The sequence below is a fragment of the Polaromonas sp. JS666 genome (assembly GCF_900103405.1).
In the GTDB taxonomy this organism is placed as follows: domain Bacteria; phylum Pseudomonadota; class Gammaproteobacteria; order Burkholderiales; family Burkholderiaceae_C; genus Polaromonas.
In genome coordinates, this window is the sequence record NZ_FNHX01000001.1 from 1 (window position 1) to 20877 (window position 20877).

At 64.1% G+C, this 20877-nt stretch carries 20 protein-coding genes; 16 read left to right on the top strand and 4 right to left on the bottom strand.

Features of this window, described 5'->3' with window-relative positions; all coding sequences use genetic code 11:
• The first annotated feature begins 354 nt into the window (after window positions 1–354).
• The 14 genes from BLQ85_RS00005 (at window position 355) to BLQ85_RS00070 (ending at window position 12782) form a co-directional block, all read left to right on the top strand.
• Window positions 355–978, top strand: a complete 624-nt coding sequence (locus BLQ85_RS00005; protein WP_074574042.1) for an isochorismatase family protein — start codon at window positions 355–357, stop codon at window positions 976–978.
• Between the two features lie 92 nt (window positions 979–1070).
• Window positions 1071–1343 carry an energy transducer TonB gene (locus tag BLQ85_RS24020; RefSeq protein WP_256375421.1) on the top strand — a complete coding sequence of 91 codons (273 nt, stop codon included), beginning with the start codon at window positions 1071–1073 and terminating at the stop codon, window positions 1341–1343.
• Between the two features lie 109 nt (window positions 1344–1452).
• On the top strand, window positions 1453–1923 hold the full coding sequence (locus tag BLQ85_RS00015; RefSeq protein ID WP_074574044.1) for a hypothetical protein: 471 nt from the start codon (window positions 1453–1455) through the stop codon (window positions 1921–1923).
• Between the two features lie 123 nt (window positions 1924–2046).
• Window positions 2047–2550: an anthrone oxygenase family protein gene (locus tag BLQ85_RS00020; RefSeq protein ID WP_074574045.1), complete on the top strand. Its 504-nt coding sequence runs from the start codon at window positions 2047–2049 to the stop codon at window positions 2548–2550.
• 139 nt (window positions 2551–2689) lie between these two features.
• Window positions 2690–3064 carry a hypothetical protein gene (locus tag BLQ85_RS00025; protein ID WP_139200835.1) on the top strand — a complete coding sequence of 125 codons (375 nt, stop codon included), beginning with the start codon at window positions 2690–2692 and terminating at the stop codon, window positions 3062–3064.
• Window positions 3065–3277: 213 nt separating this feature from the next.
• Window positions 3278–3673: an NAD(+)--rifampin ADP-ribosyltransferase gene (arr, locus tag BLQ85_RS00030; protein ID WP_074574047.1), complete on the top strand. Its 396-nt coding sequence runs from the start codon at window positions 3278–3280 to the stop codon at window positions 3671–3673.
• Between the two features lie 99 nt (window positions 3674–3772).
• Window positions 3773–4456, top strand: coding sequence for a hypothetical protein (locus BLQ85_RS00035; RefSeq protein ID WP_139200836.1), 684 nt, complete (start codon window positions 3773–3775; stop codon window positions 4454–4456).
• A 56-nt stretch (window positions 4457–4512) separates the two neighbouring features.
• Window positions 4513–6459: a propionate--CoA ligase gene (locus tag BLQ85_RS00040; protein WP_256375422.1), complete on the top strand. Its 1947-nt coding sequence runs from the start codon at window positions 4513–4515 to the stop codon at window positions 6457–6459.
• Window positions 6460–6560: 101 nt separating this feature from the next.
• Window positions 6561–7298 (top strand): hypothetical protein, encoded by a 738-nt coding sequence (locus tag BLQ85_RS00045; RefSeq protein WP_175456018.1) that lies wholly within the window; start codon window positions 6561–6563, stop codon window positions 7296–7298.
• The gene (locus BLQ85_RS00050) at window positions 7295–8041 is read left to right on the top strand and encodes a metal-dependent hydrolase (protein ID WP_175456019.1); all 747 of its coding nucleotides are present in this window, start codon (window positions 7295–7297) and stop codon (window positions 8039–8041) included. Before BLQ85_RS00045 ends, BLQ85_RS00050 begins: the two co-directional genes overlap by 4 nt.
• A 2-nt stretch (window positions 8042–8043) precedes the next feature.
• Window positions 8044–8847, top strand: coding sequence for a cupin-like domain-containing protein (locus tag BLQ85_RS00055; protein WP_175456020.1), 804 nt, complete (start codon window positions 8044–8046; stop codon window positions 8845–8847).
• A 195-nt stretch (window positions 8848–9042) separates the two neighbouring features.
• Window positions 9043–9507, top strand: coding sequence for a (2Fe-2S)-binding protein (locus BLQ85_RS00060; protein WP_074574052.1), 465 nt, complete (start codon window positions 9043–9045; stop codon window positions 9505–9507).
• Window positions 9508–9518: 11 nt separating this feature from the next.
• Window positions 9519–11669 carry a xanthine dehydrogenase family protein molybdopterin-binding subunit gene (locus BLQ85_RS00065; RefSeq protein ID WP_074574053.1) on the top strand — a complete coding sequence of 717 codons (2151 nt, stop codon included), beginning with the start codon at window positions 9519–9521 and terminating at the stop codon, window positions 11667–11669.
• Window positions 11670–11732: 63 nt separating this feature from the next.
• Window positions 11733–12782: an XdhC family protein gene (locus BLQ85_RS00070; protein ID WP_074574054.1), complete on the top strand. Its 1050-nt coding sequence runs from the start codon at window positions 11733–11735 to the stop codon at window positions 12780–12782.
• A 3-nt stretch (window positions 12783–12785) separates the two neighbouring features.
• Here the strand turns inward: BLQ85_RS00070 and BLQ85_RS00075 are convergent, their stop codons facing one another.
• Window positions 12786–14918, bottom strand: coding sequence for an O-linked N-acetylglucosamine transferase, SPINDLY family protein (locus tag BLQ85_RS00075; RefSeq protein ID WP_074574055.1), 2133 nt, complete (start codon window positions 14916–14918; stop codon window positions 12786–12788).
• A gap of 62 nt (window positions 14919–14980) precedes the next feature.
• On the opposite strand from BLQ85_RS00075, the gene BLQ85_RS00080 reads away from it, so the two are divergent.
• Window positions 14981–15997 carry a glycosyltransferase gene (locus tag BLQ85_RS00080; protein WP_074574056.1) on the top strand — a complete coding sequence of 339 codons (1017 nt, stop codon included), beginning with the start codon at window positions 14981–14983 and terminating at the stop codon, window positions 15995–15997.
• Here BLQ85_RS00080 and BLQ85_RS00085 read toward each other — a convergent pair.
• The 3 genes from BLQ85_RS00085 to BLQ85_RS00095 all read right to left on the bottom strand — a co-directional run bounded on the left by BLQ85_RS00085 (window position 15994) and on the right by BLQ85_RS00095 (window position 20226).
• Entirely contained in the window at window positions 15994–17334 is a 1341-nt protein-coding gene (locus BLQ85_RS00085; protein WP_074574057.1) for a FecR family protein, read from the bottom strand. The two genes, BLQ85_RS00080 and BLQ85_RS00085, sit on opposite strands and share 4 nt — an antisense overlap.
• A gap of 77 nt (window positions 17335–17411) precedes the next feature.
• Entirely contained in the window at window positions 17412–18845 is a 1434-nt protein-coding gene (locus tag BLQ85_RS00090; protein WP_074574058.1) for a FecR family protein, read from the bottom strand.
• A gap of 46 nt (window positions 18846–18891) precedes the next feature.
• Window positions 18892–20226 (bottom strand): surface lipoprotein assembly modifier, encoded by a 1335-nt coding sequence (locus BLQ85_RS00095; protein WP_074574059.1) that lies wholly within the window; start codon window positions 20224–20226, stop codon window positions 18892–18894.
• Window positions 20227–20481: 255 nt separating this feature from the next.
• Here BLQ85_RS00095 and BLQ85_RS00100 point away from each other — a divergent pair, with 255 nt between their 5' ends.
• Window positions 20482–20865, top strand: a complete 384-nt coding sequence (locus BLQ85_RS00100; RefSeq protein WP_074574060.1) for an ArsR/SmtB family transcription factor — start codon at window positions 20482–20484, stop codon at window positions 20863–20865.
• Window positions 20866–20877: the final 12 nt, after the last annotated feature.

The window sequence follows — 20877 nt, forward strand, 5'->3', positions numbered from 1 at the left end:
CCCCTTGTGTATGCGCCGAGGAGCGGAGGTCCAGACGGATCAGGGCTGGCGTTGTCTGAGCGAAGCGCAGCGCAGCGAGTTTAGCCAGACCCCGGCTGGACCGAGCACCGCAGGTTGCCCGTAGCGAAGCGAAGGGACGCAGACACCAGGGTCGCCTTTTCTTTTGCTTACTTTTCTTTTGGCGAAGCAAAAGAAAAGTGAGTTGCCGCCGGGCAACCCCCGGCCAGCAGAACGAAGAAGAGGAAGGAGGAGGATGAAAAGGAAGAGCGCACCCGCCGGAGCAAGACCCGGCCATCCAAACCTTGCCCTTACATTTAACCATCCGCTCCTCAATTATTTCCAGGAACCCCCTCCATGCTGCTCGATGCCGACGACTCCCAACTGGTGCTGGTGGACTACCAGTCACGCCTCATGCCCGCCATTTTTGAAAACAGCCTAGTGCTGGCCAATGCCGTCAAGCTGGCTCGCATGGCCAGGCTGCTGGAGGTGCCGGTCTGGGGCACGGCTGAAAACTCCGGCGGCCTGGGTCCGCTGGTGCCCGAGGTCCAGGCCGCGATTGCCGCCGCCGGCGGCCGTGTGCTGGACAAGATGTCCTTCAGCGCTGTGGCCGACGGCCTGTCCGACCTGCTGCGCCCGCCGGTGCGCCAGCCCAGCCAGGGCCGCAATGCGCGCAGCCTGCCCAAGCATCTGCAAAAACCCGCGCCCGAACCGGAAGAGGGCAGAAGCACCATCGTCATCGCCGGCTGCGAAGCCCATGTCTGCCTGCTGCAGACCGCGCTTGACCTGCTCGAGGAAGAGTTCGAGGTCTGGGTGGTGACCGACGCCTGCAGCTCGCGCAGCGAGCGCAACCGCGACGCCGCCTTTGACCGCCTGGCCGGCAACGGTGCCGAACTGGTGACCACCGAGATGGTGGCGTTTGAATGGCTGCGCACGGCCGAGCATGAGGCGTTCAAGGATGTGCTGGGGTTGGTGAAGTGAGGCGGACCGGCTTCCAGCCTGCCTATGCCCTGCGCATACTCTGGCTTCTCCTTTTGACGCTTGTTGCGGGCTGCGCCTCTCCGGATGAAGTTGTGCAGTTCGCGAGCCAGGCGAGCTCGCCCAGCCCTGCATACCCCATGATGTCCAGGCGCCTTTTCGAAGAGGGCCGCGTGATGGTGCGAGTGCGGGTGCTGGCGAGCGGTGAACCCGGCGAGGTGCAGCTTCACAAAAGTTCAGGCTTCGACAGGCTGGACGCGGCAGCGCTCGCTGCCGTAAAGCAATTCAAATTCAACCCCGCACGGACCCGCTCGGGTCGCGCCGTGGATTCGTGGGTAACCTTGCCCATCCAGTACGTCTTGAAATGAGCGATTCAACTGGATATCGTAAGGCGATGGGTTTCAACAACAAGCAGGTGTCTTCGCCGAGCAGGATGACGGTCGAGTCATCTTTACATTAGCCAGAAGAGGAGTTTTCATGCAGAAAGTTCTTTTTCTCTTGTCAGCGTGGTTGTGCGCAGTGCCGGCATGGGCGCAGTTTGATCCTCCGCCCTCGATTGGCAAGGACACGACGTCCCAGGATATTGAAGCTCTCTACAAAGGCTTGATTGAAACGACAACTGTTCGCCGCACCGACGAGAAAGACACGATTCTGCTTGCGTTCGAACGTGGCGACGACCAGTATGAAGAAGCCGCGTATTACGTTTTCACGAAGCCTGGGCACTTTGCGCATCCCGCCGTTCTCTTCAGGGATACACGTATTGAATACGCGGCGCGAAAAGTGGACATAAAGACCTCAGGGGCCACTGCCGACCGCGCCAAGAGTCGCGAATTCGCTGGTTGGCAGACTGCGTTCAATCGGATGAACGACGAGCTGCTCACAATGAGGTCGCAACAAGACAAGGTTCTTCGCGAGAAAATTCAACGGGCAGCGGCTCGGGGTAAGTGACCCCAAGTAGACTTCGCGAAGCCTTATATCGCTGTTTGGGACCGTGAAGTGCAACTGATTGCGGCGGGGGGGACGCTGCATTAAAGTAAGCCCTCCAATTCCGCACCGACCTGCGAGGCCCCCATGCCATCCACCCACGTCCTGCTGTTTGCGCTGACCTTGCTCGCGGCCTTGGGCAGTGCGCTGATTGCCGGCATCTTCCTGGCGTTTTCCAACTTCGTGATGGGGGCGCTGGCCCGGGTGGCGCCGGCCTCGGGCATCGCGGCCATGCAGTCCATCAATGTAGTGGTACTCAATCCCGGTTTCCTGGGGCTGTTCATGGGCACGGCCCTGGTGTGCGCCGTGCTGGTGCTGGTCGCCGTCTGGCACTGGCAGGCGCCCGGCGCTTTCTGCCTGGGGGCGGGCAGCATTCTTTATTTGCTGGGCACCTTCGGCGTGACCATGGCCTTTAATGTCCCCCTCAACAACGCACTGGCACGGCAGGATGCGGCCAGCGCCGAGGCCGACGGCTTCTGGCGCGGCTATGTGGCCGTCTGGACGACGTGGAACCATGTGCGCACGCTGGCGGCGTTGCTTGCCGCGGTCTTGCTGGTCTATCCGCTGATCCGGTTTCCGGCCGGCGCATAAACTGGAGCAAGACCGGAGCGACAATGGCACATAACATGTCAATCGACACGGGCCCGCAACAGCAGGAGGCGGCTTTGCCGCAAACAGTGGTGGTCCGGTCATCTTCACGGCAGATGCCAGGGAACCTACGATGTCACGCGTGAGCAAGATTTTTCGCCGCTCCCTGCAAGGCGTGCTCCTTGCCGTTTCCGTGCTCTGCCTGGCCTTGCACTTCACATCTCCAACGCGCGAACGAATCGGCCTTACAGCGGCAGCTCTTTTCGCAGCGCTCTTTGCGGCCGCCGTGGCGGGGGAAGCCTATTCGCGTTGGTGGCAGAGCCAGCATGAAGCTCTGCCGCCGGAGGAACTCGCAAGGGTCCGAAACCGAACCGCACTGGTCACGCTATGTGCCGTAATGTTTGTTGTGGTCGCAGCCATGGTCCTGTCAGCTCGACGGTTGCCTCTTGAGCTCTTGCCCTTGCTCGCCGGCGCCGCTGCCTTGCTGCAGTTCGCGCTTTCGTTTGGCAAGAAATGAACATCGCCGGCCCGATGTCCTCTGCCTGGTCTGGAGTCATGTTCATCTCTAAGGACGGCGAGGATACCTTCGCTTGGGTGCCACGCGACCGGCTGAAGGCCGTCGGACAATATGGGCGCAACCCTTGACGTGTCGATCGGCGCGGATCCACAACGGCAGCTGGCGGCTTCGCCGCAAGTGTTGATGGTTCAGTCATTTTTCACTTAACAACCCATGGCAGCTTTAGACTCCGGCCCTTTTTTCCATGGCACGAAAGCCCAATTGCAGCCAGGCGATCTACTGAGGTCGGGCTTCACCTCGAATTACGACGAAAGCGTCGTGATGAATCACATTTATTTCACGGCCATCGCCAAAGGCGCCGGGCTTGCCGCGGAAATAGCCAAAGGCAGCGGCAGGCCGCGCGTCTACATCGTGGAGCCCACGGGGGAATTTGAGAACGATCCCAACGTGACGGACAAGAAATTTCCAGGCAACCCGACGCGGTCCTATCGAAGCAAGCTGCCTTTAAGAGTGCTTGGCGAACTCGAAAGCTGGGAACTGTATGACCCGGAGTTCGTTCAACAACTGAGAACCCGTGTGGAGAATGGTATGGGCAAAATCATTAATTGACGTGCGACACTCCGGTGAAACGAGCGCCCGGCCGTGGCGATAGGGGGCCGAAACCTCGCTCACCCACTGCCAGTTAAAAGTTAACAATCAGGAATTCACATGCGGCTTCGAATTTTTTCTACACTTTTGTTGTGCTTTGCCCTGGGCGCGTGCGCAAGCAAGCATTTAAAACCTGACGGTGTCTCCGCATCGAGTCTGACGTCGACCAATGGCATCCTGGTCGGCAGTTTTGCAAGGAGTCCGGATGGGCCGGTTTACTACAGCCAAACCTTCTATTTCAAAAACGTGAAGACGGGTGAAGTCCACCAGATAAAAGCCCAGCCGACGTTTAACCTCTACACCGGAAAGACTCCGGATGATTTCAGCACGGAAAGCAGTGCTGGTGCGGTTTTTGTGTTCAGCCTTCCTGCGGGGCCATACACCTTTCACAACTTTCGGCTGTATCAGGCCAATGGAGCCTTCCAGCAAAACTGGTCGTCGAAGAATGATTATTCGATTCCCTTCGAGGTCCAGCCAGATACCGTCAATTACGTGGGCGAGATCAAACTGGATGCCTTGAAGGGACGTAATTTTTTCGGAATGACAGTACCCGCCGGGGGCGTCTGGCTGGTCTCAGATCAGCTGGGCCGGGATCTTGAGATTCTTCAAAGAACTCGTACGGATATTCCAGTTTCCAATATGGTGTCGGTCATACCGACCAGGAAGGACGTTTTCACGCCTCTGGTGGTGCTGCCGAGTGAGATGAATGAATATTTGAGCCGCACGAAGGGTCCAAAGCCATAGAAGACACCGATTGTCGGTAGCGGCCATGGCGAGCCTCTAGCCTTGGAGCCGTCAAAATTCGGGATGAATTTCAAAAGAAAAAAGGAGACGAAATGACGCGCTACGCAGACTTCTACCGCCAGTCCATAGACCAGCCCGACGCCTTCTGGACCGAGCAGGCCAAACTCATTGATTGGCACAAGCCTTTCACCCGCGTCTGCAACGACGACAAACCGCCCTTTGTGCAATGGTTTGAAGGTGGGCAAACCAATCTGTGCCACAACGCGGTCGACAGGCACCTTAAAGACCGGCCCGACCAGGCCGCGCTGATTTACGTTTCCAGCGAAACCGGTGCCGAAAAAACCTACAGTTTCCGCGAGCTGCATGCCGAAGTGCAGCGCATGGCCGCCAGCCTGCTGGCCATGGGCGTGGTCAAGGGCGACCGGGTGCTGATTTACATGCCCATGATCCCGGAAGCCGCCTTTGCCATGCTGGCCTGCGCGCGCATAGGCGCCATCCACTGCGTGGTGTTCGGCGGTTTTGCCAGCGGCTCGCTGGCCTCGCGCATTGACGATGCGACGCCGCGCGTCATCATCAGCGCCGACGCCGGTTCGCGCGGCGGCAAAGTCGTGGCCTACAAACCCCTGCTCGACGAAGCCATACGCCTGGCCAAACACCAGCCCGAGGCCGTGCTGCTGGTGGACCGCGGCCTGGCACCCATGCCCATGGCGGCCGGGCGCGACCTGCATTGGGAAACCCTGCGCGCCAAGTACATGCATGCCCAGGTGCACTGCGAATGGCTGGACGCCAGCGCCATCAGCTACACCATTTACACCAGCGGCACCACCGGCAAGCCCAAGGGCGTGCAGCGCGATACCGGCGGCTACGCGGTGGCCCTGGCCGCCAGCATGAAACACATCTTTGACGGCCGAGCCGGCGAAACCTATTTCTCCACCAGCGACATCGGCTGGGTGGTGGGCCATAGCTACATCGTCTACGGTCCGCTGATCGCCGGCATGGCGACCATCATGTACGAAGGCCTGCCCACGCAAGGCATGGACCAGCAGCCCAACGCCGCGATCTGGTGGAGCCTGGTCGAGAAATACAAGGTCACCGGCATGTTCAGCGCGCCCACCGCGGTGCGCGTGCTCAAAAAACAGGACCCGGGCCTGCTCAAAAAGCACGACCTCTCCAGCCTGCGCGCCTTCTACCTGGCCGGCGAGCCGCTGGACGAACCCACGGCGCGCTGGATCAGCGAGGGCCTGAATGTACCCATCATCGACAACTACTGGCAGACCGAATCGGGCTGGCCCATCATCACCATCGCCAACGCCGTCGAAAAAAAGCCCAGCCGCTTCGGCAGCCCCGGCGTGCCCATGTACGGCTACAAGGTCAAGATACTGCACGAGTCCACCGGTGAGGAACTGACCCAGCCGAATGAAAAAGGCGTGGTCGTCATCGAAGGCCCGACGCCGCCCGGTTTCATGCAAACCATCTGGAAGGACGACGCGCGCTTCGTCAACACCTACTGGAAAAGCGTGCCGGGCAAGATGGTGTATTCCACCTTCGACTGGGGCATACGCGACGAGGACGGCTACTTTTTTATCCTGGGCCGCACCGACGACGTCATCAACGTCGCCGGCCACCGCCTGGGCACGCGCGAGATCGAGGAAAGCATTTCAGGCCATAGCGGCGTCGCCGAGGTGGCGGTGATCGGCGTGGCGGACCCGCTCAAGGGCCAGGTCGCCATGGCGTTTGCCGTGCCCAAGGATTCGAGTGTGCTCACCGACAACGCGGCGGCGCTCAAGCTCGAAGGCGAAATCATGAAGCGCGTGGACGGCGACCTGGGCGCCGTCGCGCGGCCGGCGCGTGTGCATTTTGTATCGGCCCTGCCCAAGACCCGTAGCGGAAAGATGCTGCGCCGGGCGATTCAGGCTGTGTGCGAGGGCAGGGACCCGGGGGATTTGACGACCATGGATGACCCGGCGGCGCTGCAGCAGATTCGGGATCGGGTGGCGGGGTAGCCCACAACAACTGGATACGAATTCCCGAGGGGGCGAGGTTCGCATGTCATTGCTGCGTCACGCGCGATGTTCACAGTGAACTTTTCGCAATTTCCCTCGTAATGACCCCATCACCATGCACCCGATTTCTTCGTCCCGACGACCTTGCCGCGCTGATGCGATTGGAGCGGCGCCAGTGGAGTGAGCAACAAGCCGCTGATGAAGAAGTCTTGCGCCAGCGGATAGACAACCACGCCGGGCTCTGCGTGGGTGCTTTTTGCCCTGGCACCGGTGAAGCACTTGCCTCCCTGTTCATGAAACCGGTGGACCTCAAGGACATCCGGAACGCCAGTTCGTGGGCTGATTGTTCTGCGCCAAGCCGCGGCAGCGCGCCCGCTGCACCAAGCCGCCTCTTTGGCATCAGCCTGACCAGTGTTGATCCACGCGCCGCAGCGTCGGTGTTCGAGTTCTTTTGGCCTTATGCGTTGAAACAAGGGTATCGGGAGATCTACCTTGGATCTCCCATACCCGGCCTCAAGCGTGCGTTGGCCGATGACCCAACCCTTGGTGTCGAGGACTACGTGTATTCGCGCCGCGAGCAGTGGCCGCGCGATGCGCAGCTTCGCTATTACTACCAAAAGGGTTTTCGTGAGATCGTGGCGGTGCTCCCGAATTATTTTCCCCATCCGCAGTCGCTTGATTACGGCGTCTTGCTGCGGGGCAAGGTGCCGCTGTCGCGGCTTGGCCTTCTGTGGAAAGTCATGCCTTTCGGATTGCTGCAGTGGGTGCTGGGGTGGATAGCCGGCATAGACAAAAAAGTGCCGAGCCGGCCGGCAGTGCGCGGCGGGGCCGGCACGTGACGCTGGCATCAGCTCCTGCCGATACAGCGTTCACGGGCTTGTGGTGGAACGATGGTGACGCCTTTCGTTCAAGGCTCTTTGACGGCGTCTCGCTCCTGCTTCCCAGCGGAGAGCAGTTTGTCGTGGATGCCGTGTCGGATTGGCTGCGGCAGGCGCAAAAGCCCGCCGTGTCGCCGGCACTGCGGGATGAAGTGAATCGGTTTGTTCGCGAGGAAGCGGCCCACCAACGCGCCCACCGGCTTTATAACGACCGGCTGGCCGAGCACGCGCCGGCGCAACGCCTGGAGGAGCGCATTGCGTCGGCAGTCGGTGAAATCGCATCCAGGAGCCTGGCCACGAGGCTGGCCTTCGCCGCGGCGTTTGAGCAATTGACGGCCTTGCTGTCCGACGAAATTCTGCGCGCACGCAGCCCGTGGCTGGGACATGGAGCGGCGCCGCAGCTTCGCCTCTGGCGGTGGCATTGCGCGGAAGAAATTGGCCACCGCCATGTCGCGCTTGATGTGTTGACCGCGGCCCAGGTGAGCCACGGCCGGCGCGTGCTGGCCATGCTCGCCGCGGTGCTCTACCTGGCGATGGACTTGACCGCCTGTCTTGCTGCGTTCTGCCGGCATGATGTCCGGTCGGGTCGTATTGGCGTTTGGCGCCTGGTCGTGCAAGGCTGCGGGTTTGCCATCCGTGCCACGCCCGGCGTGCTGAGAATGGGCTGGGGTGGCCTGCGCTATATGGCCGCACCGGCGAGATGAAGATGGATACCTTCATGACACCTCTTGCTGACGCCGCATTTGGTGGCGCCGGTCAGTTATGCCGCCATCGGACTCCCGCCGTGTTCAGGGGCCTCGCCGCCAACTGGCCTGCGGTGAAACATTGGACCTTCACGGGCCTTGCCGGGCTGGCACCCGATATGCCGGTGCAACTCGTTTCCGGCGATCGGGAGCGAGGGAGCACAAAGTTTGTGGAGTCCACGCTGCGTCTCTATCTCGAATCCCTGCAGGAAGGCGCAGGCCGCGAAAACCAGTCTCTGTACCTGAAAGAGTTTGACCTGCTCGATGCCATGCCGCGGCTACGGCTTGACCTCATGCATTCAGAAATATTCCCGCCCCGGTCCATTCGCTCGCTGCAAAGCTGGATTGGACCGGCCGGGGCGCGCACGGGGCTCCACCATGACTACCTCGACAACCTCGCGGTTCAGGTTGTGGGCAGGAAGCGTTTCCACCTTGTGCGTCCCGGGACGGTGGAGCGATTGGGGGCGGTAGCGGCCAAATACGATTCGTGGGCAAGGCTGTCCAGGATAGGCGCGCTTGAACTTGCTGCCCAGGTCGCCCCGCAAGGCGATTTTCTGGCGGTCGACCTGGAACCCGGGGACGTGCTGTACATACCAGCCCGCTGGTGGCACGAGGTGCTCAACCTGACCCCTTGCATCCTGTTTGGCGGGTTTTACGGGCCGCCCGCACAGGTGCTGGCGCGATGGGCATGGGTGCGGTCACGCGACCTGCTGCACCATGCCGGGTGGCTGGGGCTCAATGACTGTACCTGTCATCCGGGAAACTGATCGGGACAAGCCGTGGCGTGTCATTCCGGCCGCTTTGTCTCATCTTGAGAAAACTTCTCGACACTTTGTTTCAGCCAAGGGTTTTTACCGGGATACCCCCTTGCGCCCGGTCGTAGCATGACTCGCGCAAGGCCTTGGGGTAGTAGCTGACTGACTTTTGGGGGCCCTGCCATATTCCAACAAAGGGGACTCCAGATGACAACCAAACTCAACGTGAACGGCCGGGCCGTTTCCGTCAATGCCGAACCCGACACACCCCTGCTGTGGGTGATACGCGATGAGCTGGGCATGACCGGCACCAAGTTCGGCTGCGGCGCGGCGCTGTGCGGCGCCTGCACCGTGCACCTCAACGGCCAGCCGGTGCGCTCCTGCCAGACGCCGCTGTCGGCGGCGGCGGGGCAGAAGGTGGCGACGATTGAAAGCCTGTCGCGCAACAACACGCACCCCTTGCAGGTGGCGTGGATCAAGCATGACGTGCCGCAGTGCGGCTACTGCCAGTCGGGCCAGCTGATGAGCGCGGCGGCCCTGCTCACGGCCAACAAGAACCCGAGCGACGCCGACATCGACGCCGCGATGAGCGGCAACATCTGCCGCTGCGGCACCTACCCGCGCATCAAGGCGGCGATCAAGGATGCCGCTTCCAGCCTGCGCAAAGCCTGAGGAGAACCATCATGACCACCACCTCACTGATTTCTCCGAACCGCCGCACTTTCCTCAAGACCTCGTCGGCCCTGACCGTCGCAGGCAGCGGGCTGATGCTGGGCGTCACGCTGGGCGTCCCCTCGGCCGCGCAGGCGGCGGGCACGCTTTACACCCCGAATGCCTGGGTGCACATCGCCGACGACAACACCATCACCCTGATCTCGGCGCGCTCCGAGATGGGGCAGGGCGTCTACACCTCCATGCCCATGCTGATCGCCGAGGAGCTCAATGTCGACATCCGCAAGGTCAAGGTCGCGATCGCGCCGCCGGGCAAGGTCTACACCAATGCCCTGCTGGGCGCGCAAATCACCGGTGGCTCGACCTCGGTGCGCGACGGCTGGGAAAAGCTGCGCATTGCCGGTGCCCAGGTGCGCAGCATGCTGGTCTCCGCGGCGGCGGCCAAATGGAATGTCGATGCCGCCACGCTCAAGGCCGAAAACGGCATGGTCATAGGCCCGAATGGCAAGAAGGCCACTTATGGTTCGCTGGCCGAGGCGGCTTCCAAGCTGCCGGTGCCCGAGAAAGTGGCGCTCAAGGACCCGAAGGACTTCACCGTGATCGGCAAGCCCACCAGGCGGCTGGACACGCCGATGAAGGTCAACGGCACGGCCGAGTTCGGCATCGACGTGAAGCTGCCCGGCATGGTGTATGCCAGCCTGCAGCAATGCCCGGTGATTGGCGGCAAGGTCACCAGCTTTGACGCCGCCAAGGCCAAGGCCATGCCTGGCGTGATTGACGTGGTGCAGATTCCCGACGGCGTGGCGGTGGTCGCCGACAGCTACTGGCATGCTTTCAAGGCGCGCCAGGCGCTGGCAGTGCAGTGGGACGAGGGCCCGGTCGCGGCCATCAGCAATGCCAGCATGCTCGACGGCATACGCAAGGCGGCCGACAGCGGCAAGGCGATTCCCATCGTGGCGCCCAAGGGTGACGCCGCCGGCGCCATGAAAGGCGCGGCCAAGACACTGAAGGCCGAGTATGTCTCGCCGCTGCTGGCGCATGCCACGCTGGAGCCCATGAACTTCACGGCCGACTACAGGAACGGCAAAATCCTGCTGATAGGCCCGACGCAGTTCCAGCAGGGCGCCGAAGGCAGTGTGGCCGCGGCGCTGGGCATCAAGCCCGAGGACATCACGCTGAAAACCACCTTCCTGGGCGGCGGCTTCGGCCGGCGGCTGGAGCTGGACTTCATCGTGCAGGCGGCGCAGATTTCCAAGGCCGTGGGCAAGCCGGTCAAGCTGCTATGGAGCCGCGAGGACGACACCACACACGACTTCTACCGGCCCATGGCGGTCAACCAGCTCTCGGCCGGCCTGGGGGCCGACGGCAAGCCGGTGGCGCTCAATTTCAAGGTGACCTCGCAGTCCATCACGCAGCGCGCCTTCGGCCTGCCCAAGGACACGCTGGACCCGTTTATGGCCGAGGCCGGCGTCATGCCTTACGACATCCCGAACACGCAGTACGACCTGGTGATCCACGACAGCGGGCTGCGCGTGGGCTACTGGCGCTCGGTGAGCCATGCGCTCAATGCCTTTGCCAACGAGAGTTTTGTCGACGAAATGGCGCTGGCCGCAGGCAAGGACCCGTATGCCTACCGCATGTCGCTGCTGGAAAAGCAGCCGCGTTTTGCCAATGTGCTCAAACTCGCGGCCGACAAGTCCGGCTGGGGCACGCCGGCGCCAGCCGGCCGCAGCCGCGGCATCGCGCTGATGGAGGGCTACGACACCTATATGGCCCAGGTGGCCGAGGTGTCGGTCAAGGACAACCAGGTCACGGTGCACAAGATCACGGTGGTGGCCGACCTGGGCCGCATGGTCAACCCCGACACGGTGCAGGCGCAGATCCAGTCCAGCGTCATCTTCGGCCTGTCGGCGGCGCTGAACAACCAGATCACGCTGGACAAGGGCCGGGTGCAGCAGACCAATTTTGGTGACTACCCGGTGCTGCGCATGAACGAGTCGCCGGTGATGGACATCACCGTGGTGCCCAGCACCGAAAAGCCCGGCGGCATCGGCGAGCCGGCGACCGCGCTGGTGGCTCCCGCAGTGGCCAACGCGGTGTTCGCGGCCACCGGCAAGCGGGTGCGCACGCTGCCGCTGAACGACAACCTGGCCAAGGCCTGAGGCGCTGATGAGAAAAAGCCCAGGCCGCAGCGGGAAATGCCCCGGGCTGCTAGCATTTGCCGCATGGACAACATAGACCTCGAAGTTCTGAAAACCTCCTCGCAGTGGCTGGCCGCGGGCCTGCGCTGCGAGCTGGTCACCGTGCTCAAGACCTGGGGCTCCAGCCCGCGGCCCGAAGGCTCCATGCTGGCGATCTGCGAAGACGGCCGGGTGGTGGGTTCGGTTTCGGGCGGCTGCATTGAAGACGACATGATTGACCGGGCGCGCCGCGAAGGCCTGGACCGCGCGCGGCCGGCCATCGTGACCTATGGCGTCTCGGCCGACGAGGCACGCCGTTTCGGCCTGCCTTGCGGCGGCACCATAGAGCTGGCCATGGAGCCGCTGTCGGCGGCCAGCCAGGTGGACGAGCTGCTGCGGCGCCTGCAGGCCGGCGAGCTGGTGGCGCGCCGGCTGGATTTGCACAGCGGCGCCGTCACGCTGGGCACGGCCCAGCCCAGCCAGTCCATGCAGGTGTCCGAAGCCGCGCTGGTGACCCTGCACGGCCCGCGCTGGCGTTTGCTGATCATTGGCGCGGGGCAGCTGTCGCGTTTTGTGGCCCAGATTGCCCAGGGCATGGACTACGCCGTGACGGTCTGCGACCCGCGCGAGGAATACCGTGACAGCTGGCAGGTCGACGGCGTGGAGCTGGCCACCGGCATGCCCGACGACGTGGTGCAGGCCATGAAGCTGGACGCGCGCTGTGCGGTGATCGCGCTCACGCACGACCCCAAGCTGGACGACCTGGCGTTGATGGAGGCGCTGCGCTCGCCGGCTTTTTATGTCGGGGCGATCGGCTCGCGGCTGAATAACCAGCGGCGCCGCGAACGCCTGGCCGAGCACTTTGACATGACGCCGCAAGAACTGGCCAGGCTGCACGGCCCCATAGGCCTTTACATCGGCAGCAAGACGCCGCCCGAGATCGCGATTTCCATCCTGGCCGAACTCACGGCGGTGAAGAACCAGGTGGCCTTGCCGCGCGCTGTGGGCATCGCTGAGGCCAAGGCGCAAGCCGGCCTGGTGCCCACGGGCGAGGTGTGTGAACTGCCCGTGCCGGCCGGCAAGCCTGACGCCTAAGCCCTAAGCGGCGGCCACGTCAAAGGCCGCGGGCGGCAGCCCGGCGCGTGAGCGCTCGGCCATCACGGCCCAGGCCGATTCCCATTCCCGAACGCGAGCCGGCAGGTCAAACAGCGGCGCCACAGCCTTGCCCGCCTGCAGGTGTTGCCGCAGCTGTTGCAGGGCTTGCGGGTCGCGCCCCAGGCGCAGGGCTTCGGCCACATAAGCCGGCCGGCTTTCCATCACGCATTGCGGCAAACCGGCCGCGCGAATGATGCTGCCGCCCAGGCGCGAAGCCATGCTCTCGCCGGCGCAGCTCAGGGCCGGAACCCCCATGCGCAAGGCGTCTTCCAGGCCCAGGTTGGCGTTAAAGCGCAGGGTGTCCAGGAACAGGTCGGCGTGCCGGAGGCAGGCCAGGGACTGGGCGCGTGTGAGCCTGTGGGTAAAGATGAGGCGGCTTTCATGCACGCCGGCGGCATTGGCCTCGCGCACCAGGTTGGCGGCGATGGCCAGGCTGTAGGCGGGCAGCCACAGCACCGCGTCGGGCAGCGAGCGCAGGATTTTCATCCAGGCGGCGAAGCTGGCAGGGTCCAGCATGACCGAGGGCACGGTGGCGCACAGCACCAGCGCGTCGGCCGGCAGGCCGGCCTGCTCGCGGCTGTCCCAGCCGGGTTCCGGCGTTTCGTCATGGGCGGCCAGCCAGCAGCTGTGCGGCAGGCGCACGACGGCGCCGTAGGGCGCGAGGTCCAGCCCGTCGGGGTGCACAAAACGGTCGGACATGTTGTAGTCGCAGGGCCGCGGCGGATTGTGGCGGTGCCAGGTGAGCTGGCGCAGCTGCACGGGCGCAACGCGCAGTTCGGGTATCTCGGGCCGGCACCAGGCGGTGTCGAAGCTCATGTCGACAAACACGTCGAGCTGGTCCAGGCGCATGCGGCCGGCCGCTTCCACGTCCGACATATGGGCGATTTCGGTGACGCTGGCGGCATGCGGCTTGAGTATCTCGGCGTGTTCGGGCTCGGGGTGCCGCGTGGGCGAATAGATATGGATGGCAAAGCGGCCGCCGTCGTGCAGCGCGAGCTGGCGTTTGAGCGCATGGGCATGGCGCTCGTCGCGCAGGCTTTGCACCGCCATGCCGACCTGGATGCGCCCATCGTGCCGGCCCACCCGCGCGGCGCGGCGCGTGAAGGGCGGCAGGGCTGTTTTCAGGCCTTCGCTGATTTTCGCGACCGAGACATTGCGCACCTGGGCGAGTTCGTTCTCGTCCATGTCCAGCATCAGGCCGTAGAACTGCGCGTCACGCCAGTCGCGGCGCCGGCCGGTGCGCAGGCATTCGTCCAGCATCTGCCGCAGCGTGGCAGTGAGGCGTTCGTTCTCCCGCCAGTCGCAAACCGTCATGGCCTCGTAGACCTGGCCGCAGTAAAGCTGCCGGGCGTCGGGAAGTTCGTCCTGCGGCAGGCGCAGCTTGTGGTCCAGGTAGGCTGGCGCGATGGTTCGGCCCAGGAAGTCGCGGAAGTAGGCCAGCGTGTCGGCGTCAAAGCGCAGGCTGGCTTCGCGGGATTGGTCGAAGTCGCCATTGAAGGCCAGCACGGCCGCGCCGCGTATGCGTATGTCCAGGTCGTGCGGAAAGCGCAGGGCCGCCGCTTCGAGCGCGGCCACCGCCTCGGTGTAGCGCCGGGCGCCGCACAGGTAGTCGCTGAGGTTGACGTGGTAGGGCGCGTGGCCGGGGTCCTGCGCCAGGCATTTGCGGGCGCAGTCGATCGCTGCCTCCCACTGGCCCTGCGCGGCGGCCATCAGCCCGACGTTGTTGAGGGCGCGCGCATGCGATGGGTCCAGCGCCAGTGCGCGCTGGTAGGCCATGCCGGCGCGCGCCAGGTCACCGCAGCTTTCGGCGGCGATGGCCAGGTTGGCCGCGCCGTCGGCGGTCTGCAGCAGCGCGGCTTCCACCGAGAGCAGCGCCTTGTAGGCGGCCACGGGCCTGGAAAGCGCGGACAGCAGCGTGGCGCAGGCCGAGGCGGCGTTGACGTCCTCGGGCGCCAGCGCCAGGGCGTGTTCAAAGGCGATCAGGGCCTGCTCGAGCCGGCCCTCGGCATGCAGCTGCGCGCCGCGCTGCATCCAGCCTGGGCTGTCCTGCGGAATGTCCGGGGGCGTGTTGTGCATAGCCCGGATTATGTGGCAGCGGCCTCATATCAACGGGGGATCGCAGGGATAATCGGCGCAGCATGAATGCTCCCCCCGCACAGCCCACCACCCTGCACCTGCTCGGGCGTTTCAGCGAGGCCTTTACCGGCGCGGAACGCGAGCTGCTGGACATACGCCGCCTGCTGGAGGGGCGCCGGCCGGTCAAGCTCTGGTCCGACGTGCCGCCGCATCCCAGCTACGCGGGGCTGGGCATCGCGACCATACAGCCTTTTGCCCAGCAGTTCCCCCGCGGCGGCACCCTGCTGATCGCCGGCGTGCACATGCGGCCCGGCATCTGGCTCAAGTACGCCGGCTTCGAAAAAATCATCCTGTTCTACAACCTGGCCAACCATGGGCAGCTGTTTGCCGCGATGGAAGCCTTGCGCGACAGCACGGGCCTGGACCCGGAACTGGTGTTCGTCTCCAGAATGCTGCAGCTCAGCGTGGGCCTGCCCGGCCGCATTGCGCGCAGCCTGATGGACTTGCAGCCCTTTCTCGCGGTGGCGGATGAGCGCTTTGCGCGGGCAGCGGGCCGGCCTTTTACCGTGGGCCGCGTCAGCCGCGACGCGCCGGACAAACACCACCCGGAGGACCCGGCGCTCTACCGCATGCTGGCCAGCCGCGGCCTCAAGGTGCGCATCATGGGGGGAACCTGCCTGGCGGCCGCGCTGCAAGGCGTCGAGGGTGTGGAACTGCTGCCGGCCGGCGCCGAAAGCGCGGCCGATTTTTACCGTTCGCTTGACGCCTTTTTCTACCGCACGGGCGCTTCCACGGAGGCCTACGGCCGGGTGGTGGTGGAGGCCATGGCGGCCGGGCTGCCGGTGGCGGCCCATGCCCGCGGCGGTTATGCCGAAGTCATGGAGCATGAGGTGTCCGGCCTGCTGGTGCAGTCCCAGGAGGAGGCGTATGACGCGGTGATGCGGCTGGCGGGCGACGCCGGGCTGTGCCGGCGGATGGGCGAGGCGGGCAGGGTGCGGGCGCTGGCCGTGCATGGCCCGGAGGCCACGCAGCGCGAGATGGCTTTTTACCTGGGATCCGCAGCGGCTTCGGCTTCTTAAGGCGCCTGGAAGATGGCGGTACCGGAGAACGTGCCCGCGGGGGATATGTTGCCGTTGTAGATCAGGCCGGCGCGATTGGCATTTAGGCCCGTGAAGATCCCCCTTACCTGGGATCCGGTAAAGCTGGAGCTGGAGAAATAAACCGATTCCGAAATGTTGCCGAATGAGGTGTTGATGGTCGCGGTGAGCTGCGGCCCCAGCCCGCTGGGGTCAAAATTGACCGAAAGATTCGAGGTGTTAAACAGCGTTCCGCTAGTCCCGGTATAGGACGTGGGTGCTGAGCCACCTATCAGGGTGTATGTAGCGACGCCCACGGTGGTGGGCAGGACCGGCGTGGCCTGGCCCACGATGTAGTGCAGCTCGGCGAGGGTGGTGGCGCCGTTCTTGGTGGCGCCGGCCCAATTGCCCCAGCCGATGAAGTCGTTGGTGGCCATGGAGCCGAAGAAGCCCGCCGCGGTGTTGACGGTGGGTTTGAAGACGTTGCCCGAGGACTCGAATTCGCTGACTTTGCCGGTGTTCATCACGACGGAGGCGGAGGTCACCGGGCCGGCGAAGTTGCCACCGGGGTCTAAATTGACCGGAGGGATGTGGTAATGGGCGACGGCCGTCAGGTTGGTGAAGGTGCCGGTGTTTGGATCGGGTACGGGTGTCGTCGGTGTTTGGACGATGGCAGCCCCACCGGTGCTGTTGACCTTGTCGCCTACGTTGACCGGTTCGCGTTCCGGCGGCGGCGTCGGCACATTGGCCCGCACATTGGTGCGCACCGGCGCATCCGTGTTGTTGATGACCCGCACCGATTCGCCGGCCGTCAGGCCCACGCAGCCGCCGGCATTGCAGACCTCGATGGCGTCCAGCTCGGTCGTCACGCCCAGCGAGCCGTCGGGGTTGTAGCCCACATTGAAGCCGGAACCGCGTATGCCTATGGTGGCGGTGGTGGTGGTGACCTTGTAGTTCTCGCGGTTGCGCTTGCCGATCAGGCCGGTGATGGCCCGCATGCTGCCGCGCAGCAGGTCGACCAGAAAGCGGTCTTCCTTGGGGTCGGCCTTGTCGACATAGTTGGCGACCTTGAACTCGGTGTTGGGCTGCAGGGACACCAGGCCGCCGTCGGTAAAGCGCACTTGCGCGCGCCCGCTGGCGCCGGTCAGTATGGCCTGGCCGCTTTCGATGTCCTTGCCCTTGACCAAGGCCGTGGTGGCGCCGTCCGCGCGGCGGACGTTGACGTCGCCGGCGATGAACTGGGCCACGCCCGCGGAAGGCGCGGCGGACGCCTGCAAGGGGTAAATGGCGGCCAGCGCCATGGCCAGGATGGTTTGCTGGAGCTTGATGTGCGGGGTCATGGTGGGTTCTCCGGGTATTTTTATTGAAGCGGTGCGCGCTGGGCTGGTATGGGGGCTACGGGGCGGCCTTGCCTTGCTTAGAGGGGCGGTCTCAGGACCAGGTTGGTCTGCTGGAAAACGGCAGCGCCCGAAACCTGGCCGGTGCTGGGGCCTGTGCCGGTCACCGACGGCGCGCTGTAGACCAGCGCGGCGCGGCTGGCATTGTTACCGGTGAAAAAGCCGGTGACATTGGTGCCCGAGGTGTTGGTGATTTTCGAGTTGTTGATGTTGACGTTGCTGCTGATGCCGTAGTCGTTGCCGCCGAAGCGCGTGGTGAGATCCAGACTGCCATAGCCCTGGCCCGGGCTGTAGACGCCGAAGTTGGCGACCAGCGAACCGCTGACGAGCTGGCCCGCGCCCAGCAGGCTGGAGAAAGCGGTGCCGCCGGCCAGCTGGTAAGTGCCCTGCATGTTGTCGGCCGGCATCTGGGCCGTCGGCGTCGGCCGGCCCATCACAAAATGAACGGATTCAATCGCGGTGGTCGAGCCCGCCACGATTTTTTGCCCCGTCACCCAACTGCCCCAGCCGACGAAGTCGGGATCGGACGGCACGCCCAGCGCGCCTTTTTCCATGGTGGTGAGGCCGGGCGTGCTGCGGAACTGGGTCAGGACATTGCGGCTGTCCAGGCTGTCGAAGTCGATCGGCTTGCCGCTCAGGAAGCTGGTCAGCACGGCGATGCCGGCCTCGGGGTAGTAGCTTTCGACCACCGAGCTGGACGCTGCGGGGTCGGTGAATGCGACAGCGGCGGCCAGGTCGGTGAACACCTGCTTGACGGGCGCCGGCGCGGGCGGGACGATGGCGGGTTTGCCGTCCGACGTTGTCTGGTTGCCCGCAACGACCACCTCCTGGGTGGGCGGCGGCGTCGGCACATTGGCCCGCACGTTGGTGCGCACCGGCGCTTCGGAACTGTTGATGACCCGCACCGACTCACCGGCCGTCAGGCCCACGCAGCCGCCGGCGTTGCAGACCTCGATGGCGTCCAGCTCGGTCGTGATGCCCAGGGATCCATCGGGGTTGTAGCCCACGCTGAAACCGGAGCCGCGTATGCCTATGGTGGCGGTGGTGGTGGTGACCTTGTAGTTCTCGCGGTTGCGCTTGCCGATCAGGCCGGTGATGGCCCGCATGCTGCCGCGCAGCAGGTCGACCAGGAAACGGTCCTGCTTGGGGTCGGCCTCGTCGACATAGTTGGCGATCTTGAATTCGGTGTTGGGCTGCAGGGATACCAGGCCGCCGTCGGAAAACCGGACCTGGGCGCGGCCGGCGGCGCCCGTCAGGATGGATTCGCCGCTCTCCAGCGGCTTGCCCTTGGCCAGGGGCTCGGCCTTGCCGCTGGCGCGCAGCACGTTGACGTCGCCGGCGATGAACTGGGCCACACCGGCCGAGCCGGCGGCAAAGGATTGCGCGGGGAAGGCCGCCGCAACCACGACCGACAGGGCGGCGCGTTTGAGGGGGAATTCCCGCCGGGTTTTCATGGGGCTGTCTGGGCAGGGGCGAGCATGTTCAGTCGGCATCGCGGGTTCAGAAGTCGCGGCGTACCGTGACCGAGAACAGGCTGCGCTTGTAGTCGGAAATCGCGACGTTGGATTTCACCGAGGTCAGGGCCAGTTGGGGCGTGACGCGCCACAGTTTGGCGGGCACCCAGTTCAGGCCCATGTTCAGGTTCCACTGCTTGTCATGGCGGGTGACGAGGAAGAGCGGATCGGCGCCGCCGTATTTGCGGTCTTCGTAAGCAAGGCTGCCGAACAGCGCCAGCGTGTCCGAAAGCGTTTTCTGGATGCCGGTGCGCAGGCCGACGAGGTCATGGCCCAGGTGCGGAACGCCCGCGGCGCGCTCCTTTTCCGTGCCGATATAGCCGCCCGCGAAGACCACGATGTTGCTGTCGCGGAAGGCGTGGGCATAGGAGGTCCCGACCACCGTGCGGGTCGCGTCGCGCAGCGACTGGCCGGGGTAACTCAGGTCGCCCCACTGGATGTAGGTGCTCCACTGGCGAAAGCCGTCGATGCGGTAGGTCCATTCACCGACCAGGCCCTGCTGGTCGCGGGCGCGCGAGCCGGCCACGGTGTAGGTCCCGGCCTGCACCACGCCCGAGAACTCGTGTTTGTCGTAGCGGTAGCTGGCGCCGAAATTGACATCGACCTGGCCGGTGTTGAAGTCGTTGTACTTGGCGTTGACGCGCCCGTTACCGTAGACGTTGCCGATCAGCGACCAGCGCGGGTCGACCACGTAGCGGGCCGACAGGCCACCGCCCAGGCTCATGAACGCGTCCTTGGTTTCGACGCCGGCGGGATTGAGCGTGAAGATCAGGCCGCCAAAAGCGGGTACGGCCACGTTCGGGTTGCCGGGGCCGCTGTTGATGTTGGTGTCGTAGCCAATGCTGGCTTCCAGGAAGGGCTTGACCGACGAGCGGGCGGCTTCTTCGGTGCGGTCAATGGCCTGCAGGAACTGGTCGATGGTGGCGGCGGCTTCGGCCGGGATGTTGTCCTGCTTGGTTTCCAGCAGCACTTGCCGGGAGGCCTTGGTGTCACCGACGGAGAACAGCGCGCGGCCGAGTTCGGCGCGTGCCCGGGAGTTGCTGGGCTGCACGGCCAGCACGCGTTCTAGGGCGAATACCGCGCGGGTGTACTGGCCGGTCTCGTTGGCGGCGATGCCCAGTACGGTGTCGAAGTCCGGGTCGCCCGCGCGCGCCGCCTCTTGCGGCTCCAGCAGGTCGAAGGCTTTTTGCGCCTGGCTTTGGTCCAGCAGGGTGCGGGCATTGCTGACCAGCGCGTCGACTTCCGCATGCGCCAGGCCGTTGGCCAGGGTAGCAAGAAGAATGATGATCCCGCCCGAGAAAAGTTTGGTTTTTGAATACATAAGTATTATTTTATAAAGGTCTCAGGTAACAACCCGTAAGCAACAAAAGTTTTATATCACGCGGGAATGACTTTCAGGGGTTTATTACACCTGCTACAGAGGGCGGAAGTGCGGCGCGGCAACACCTTTTTCGGGCTTTGGCACCGACTTGGTGATATTCACCAGTTTCAGGGGCGGCCAAGGGTATTTACGGGGGACACCTCCCTGGTTTGTCGGAATAATATTAGTCATTGCTTATATTAAGAAGAAGTCGCTATGGATGAGATGATTCAGACCAGTGCCCAGGTGGAACGGGGCCGGGTATTTGAGCTGGCCGCCGAGCTGTTCGCCGTGCTCGCAACGCCCATGCGTTTGCGCGTGCTGAGCGCCCTGTGCGAACGCGAAAAATCCGTCAACGAGTTGCTGGCCGAGATCGATACCACCCAGCCCAATCTCTCCCAGCACCTGGCGGTGCTTTATCGCACCGGTGTGCTGGCCAAGCGCAGGGAAGGCACCCAGGTGATTTACCGGGTGCAAAGCGAAAAAGCCGTGGCGCTGTGCCGCAGCGTCTGCACCCAGATCGCCATCGAACTGGACGAGCCGGGCGCGCTGCCGCCGGGGCAAAGCCTGTCGCCGCGCCCCGGCCTGCAGGACGCCTGAACCGAAAGACGC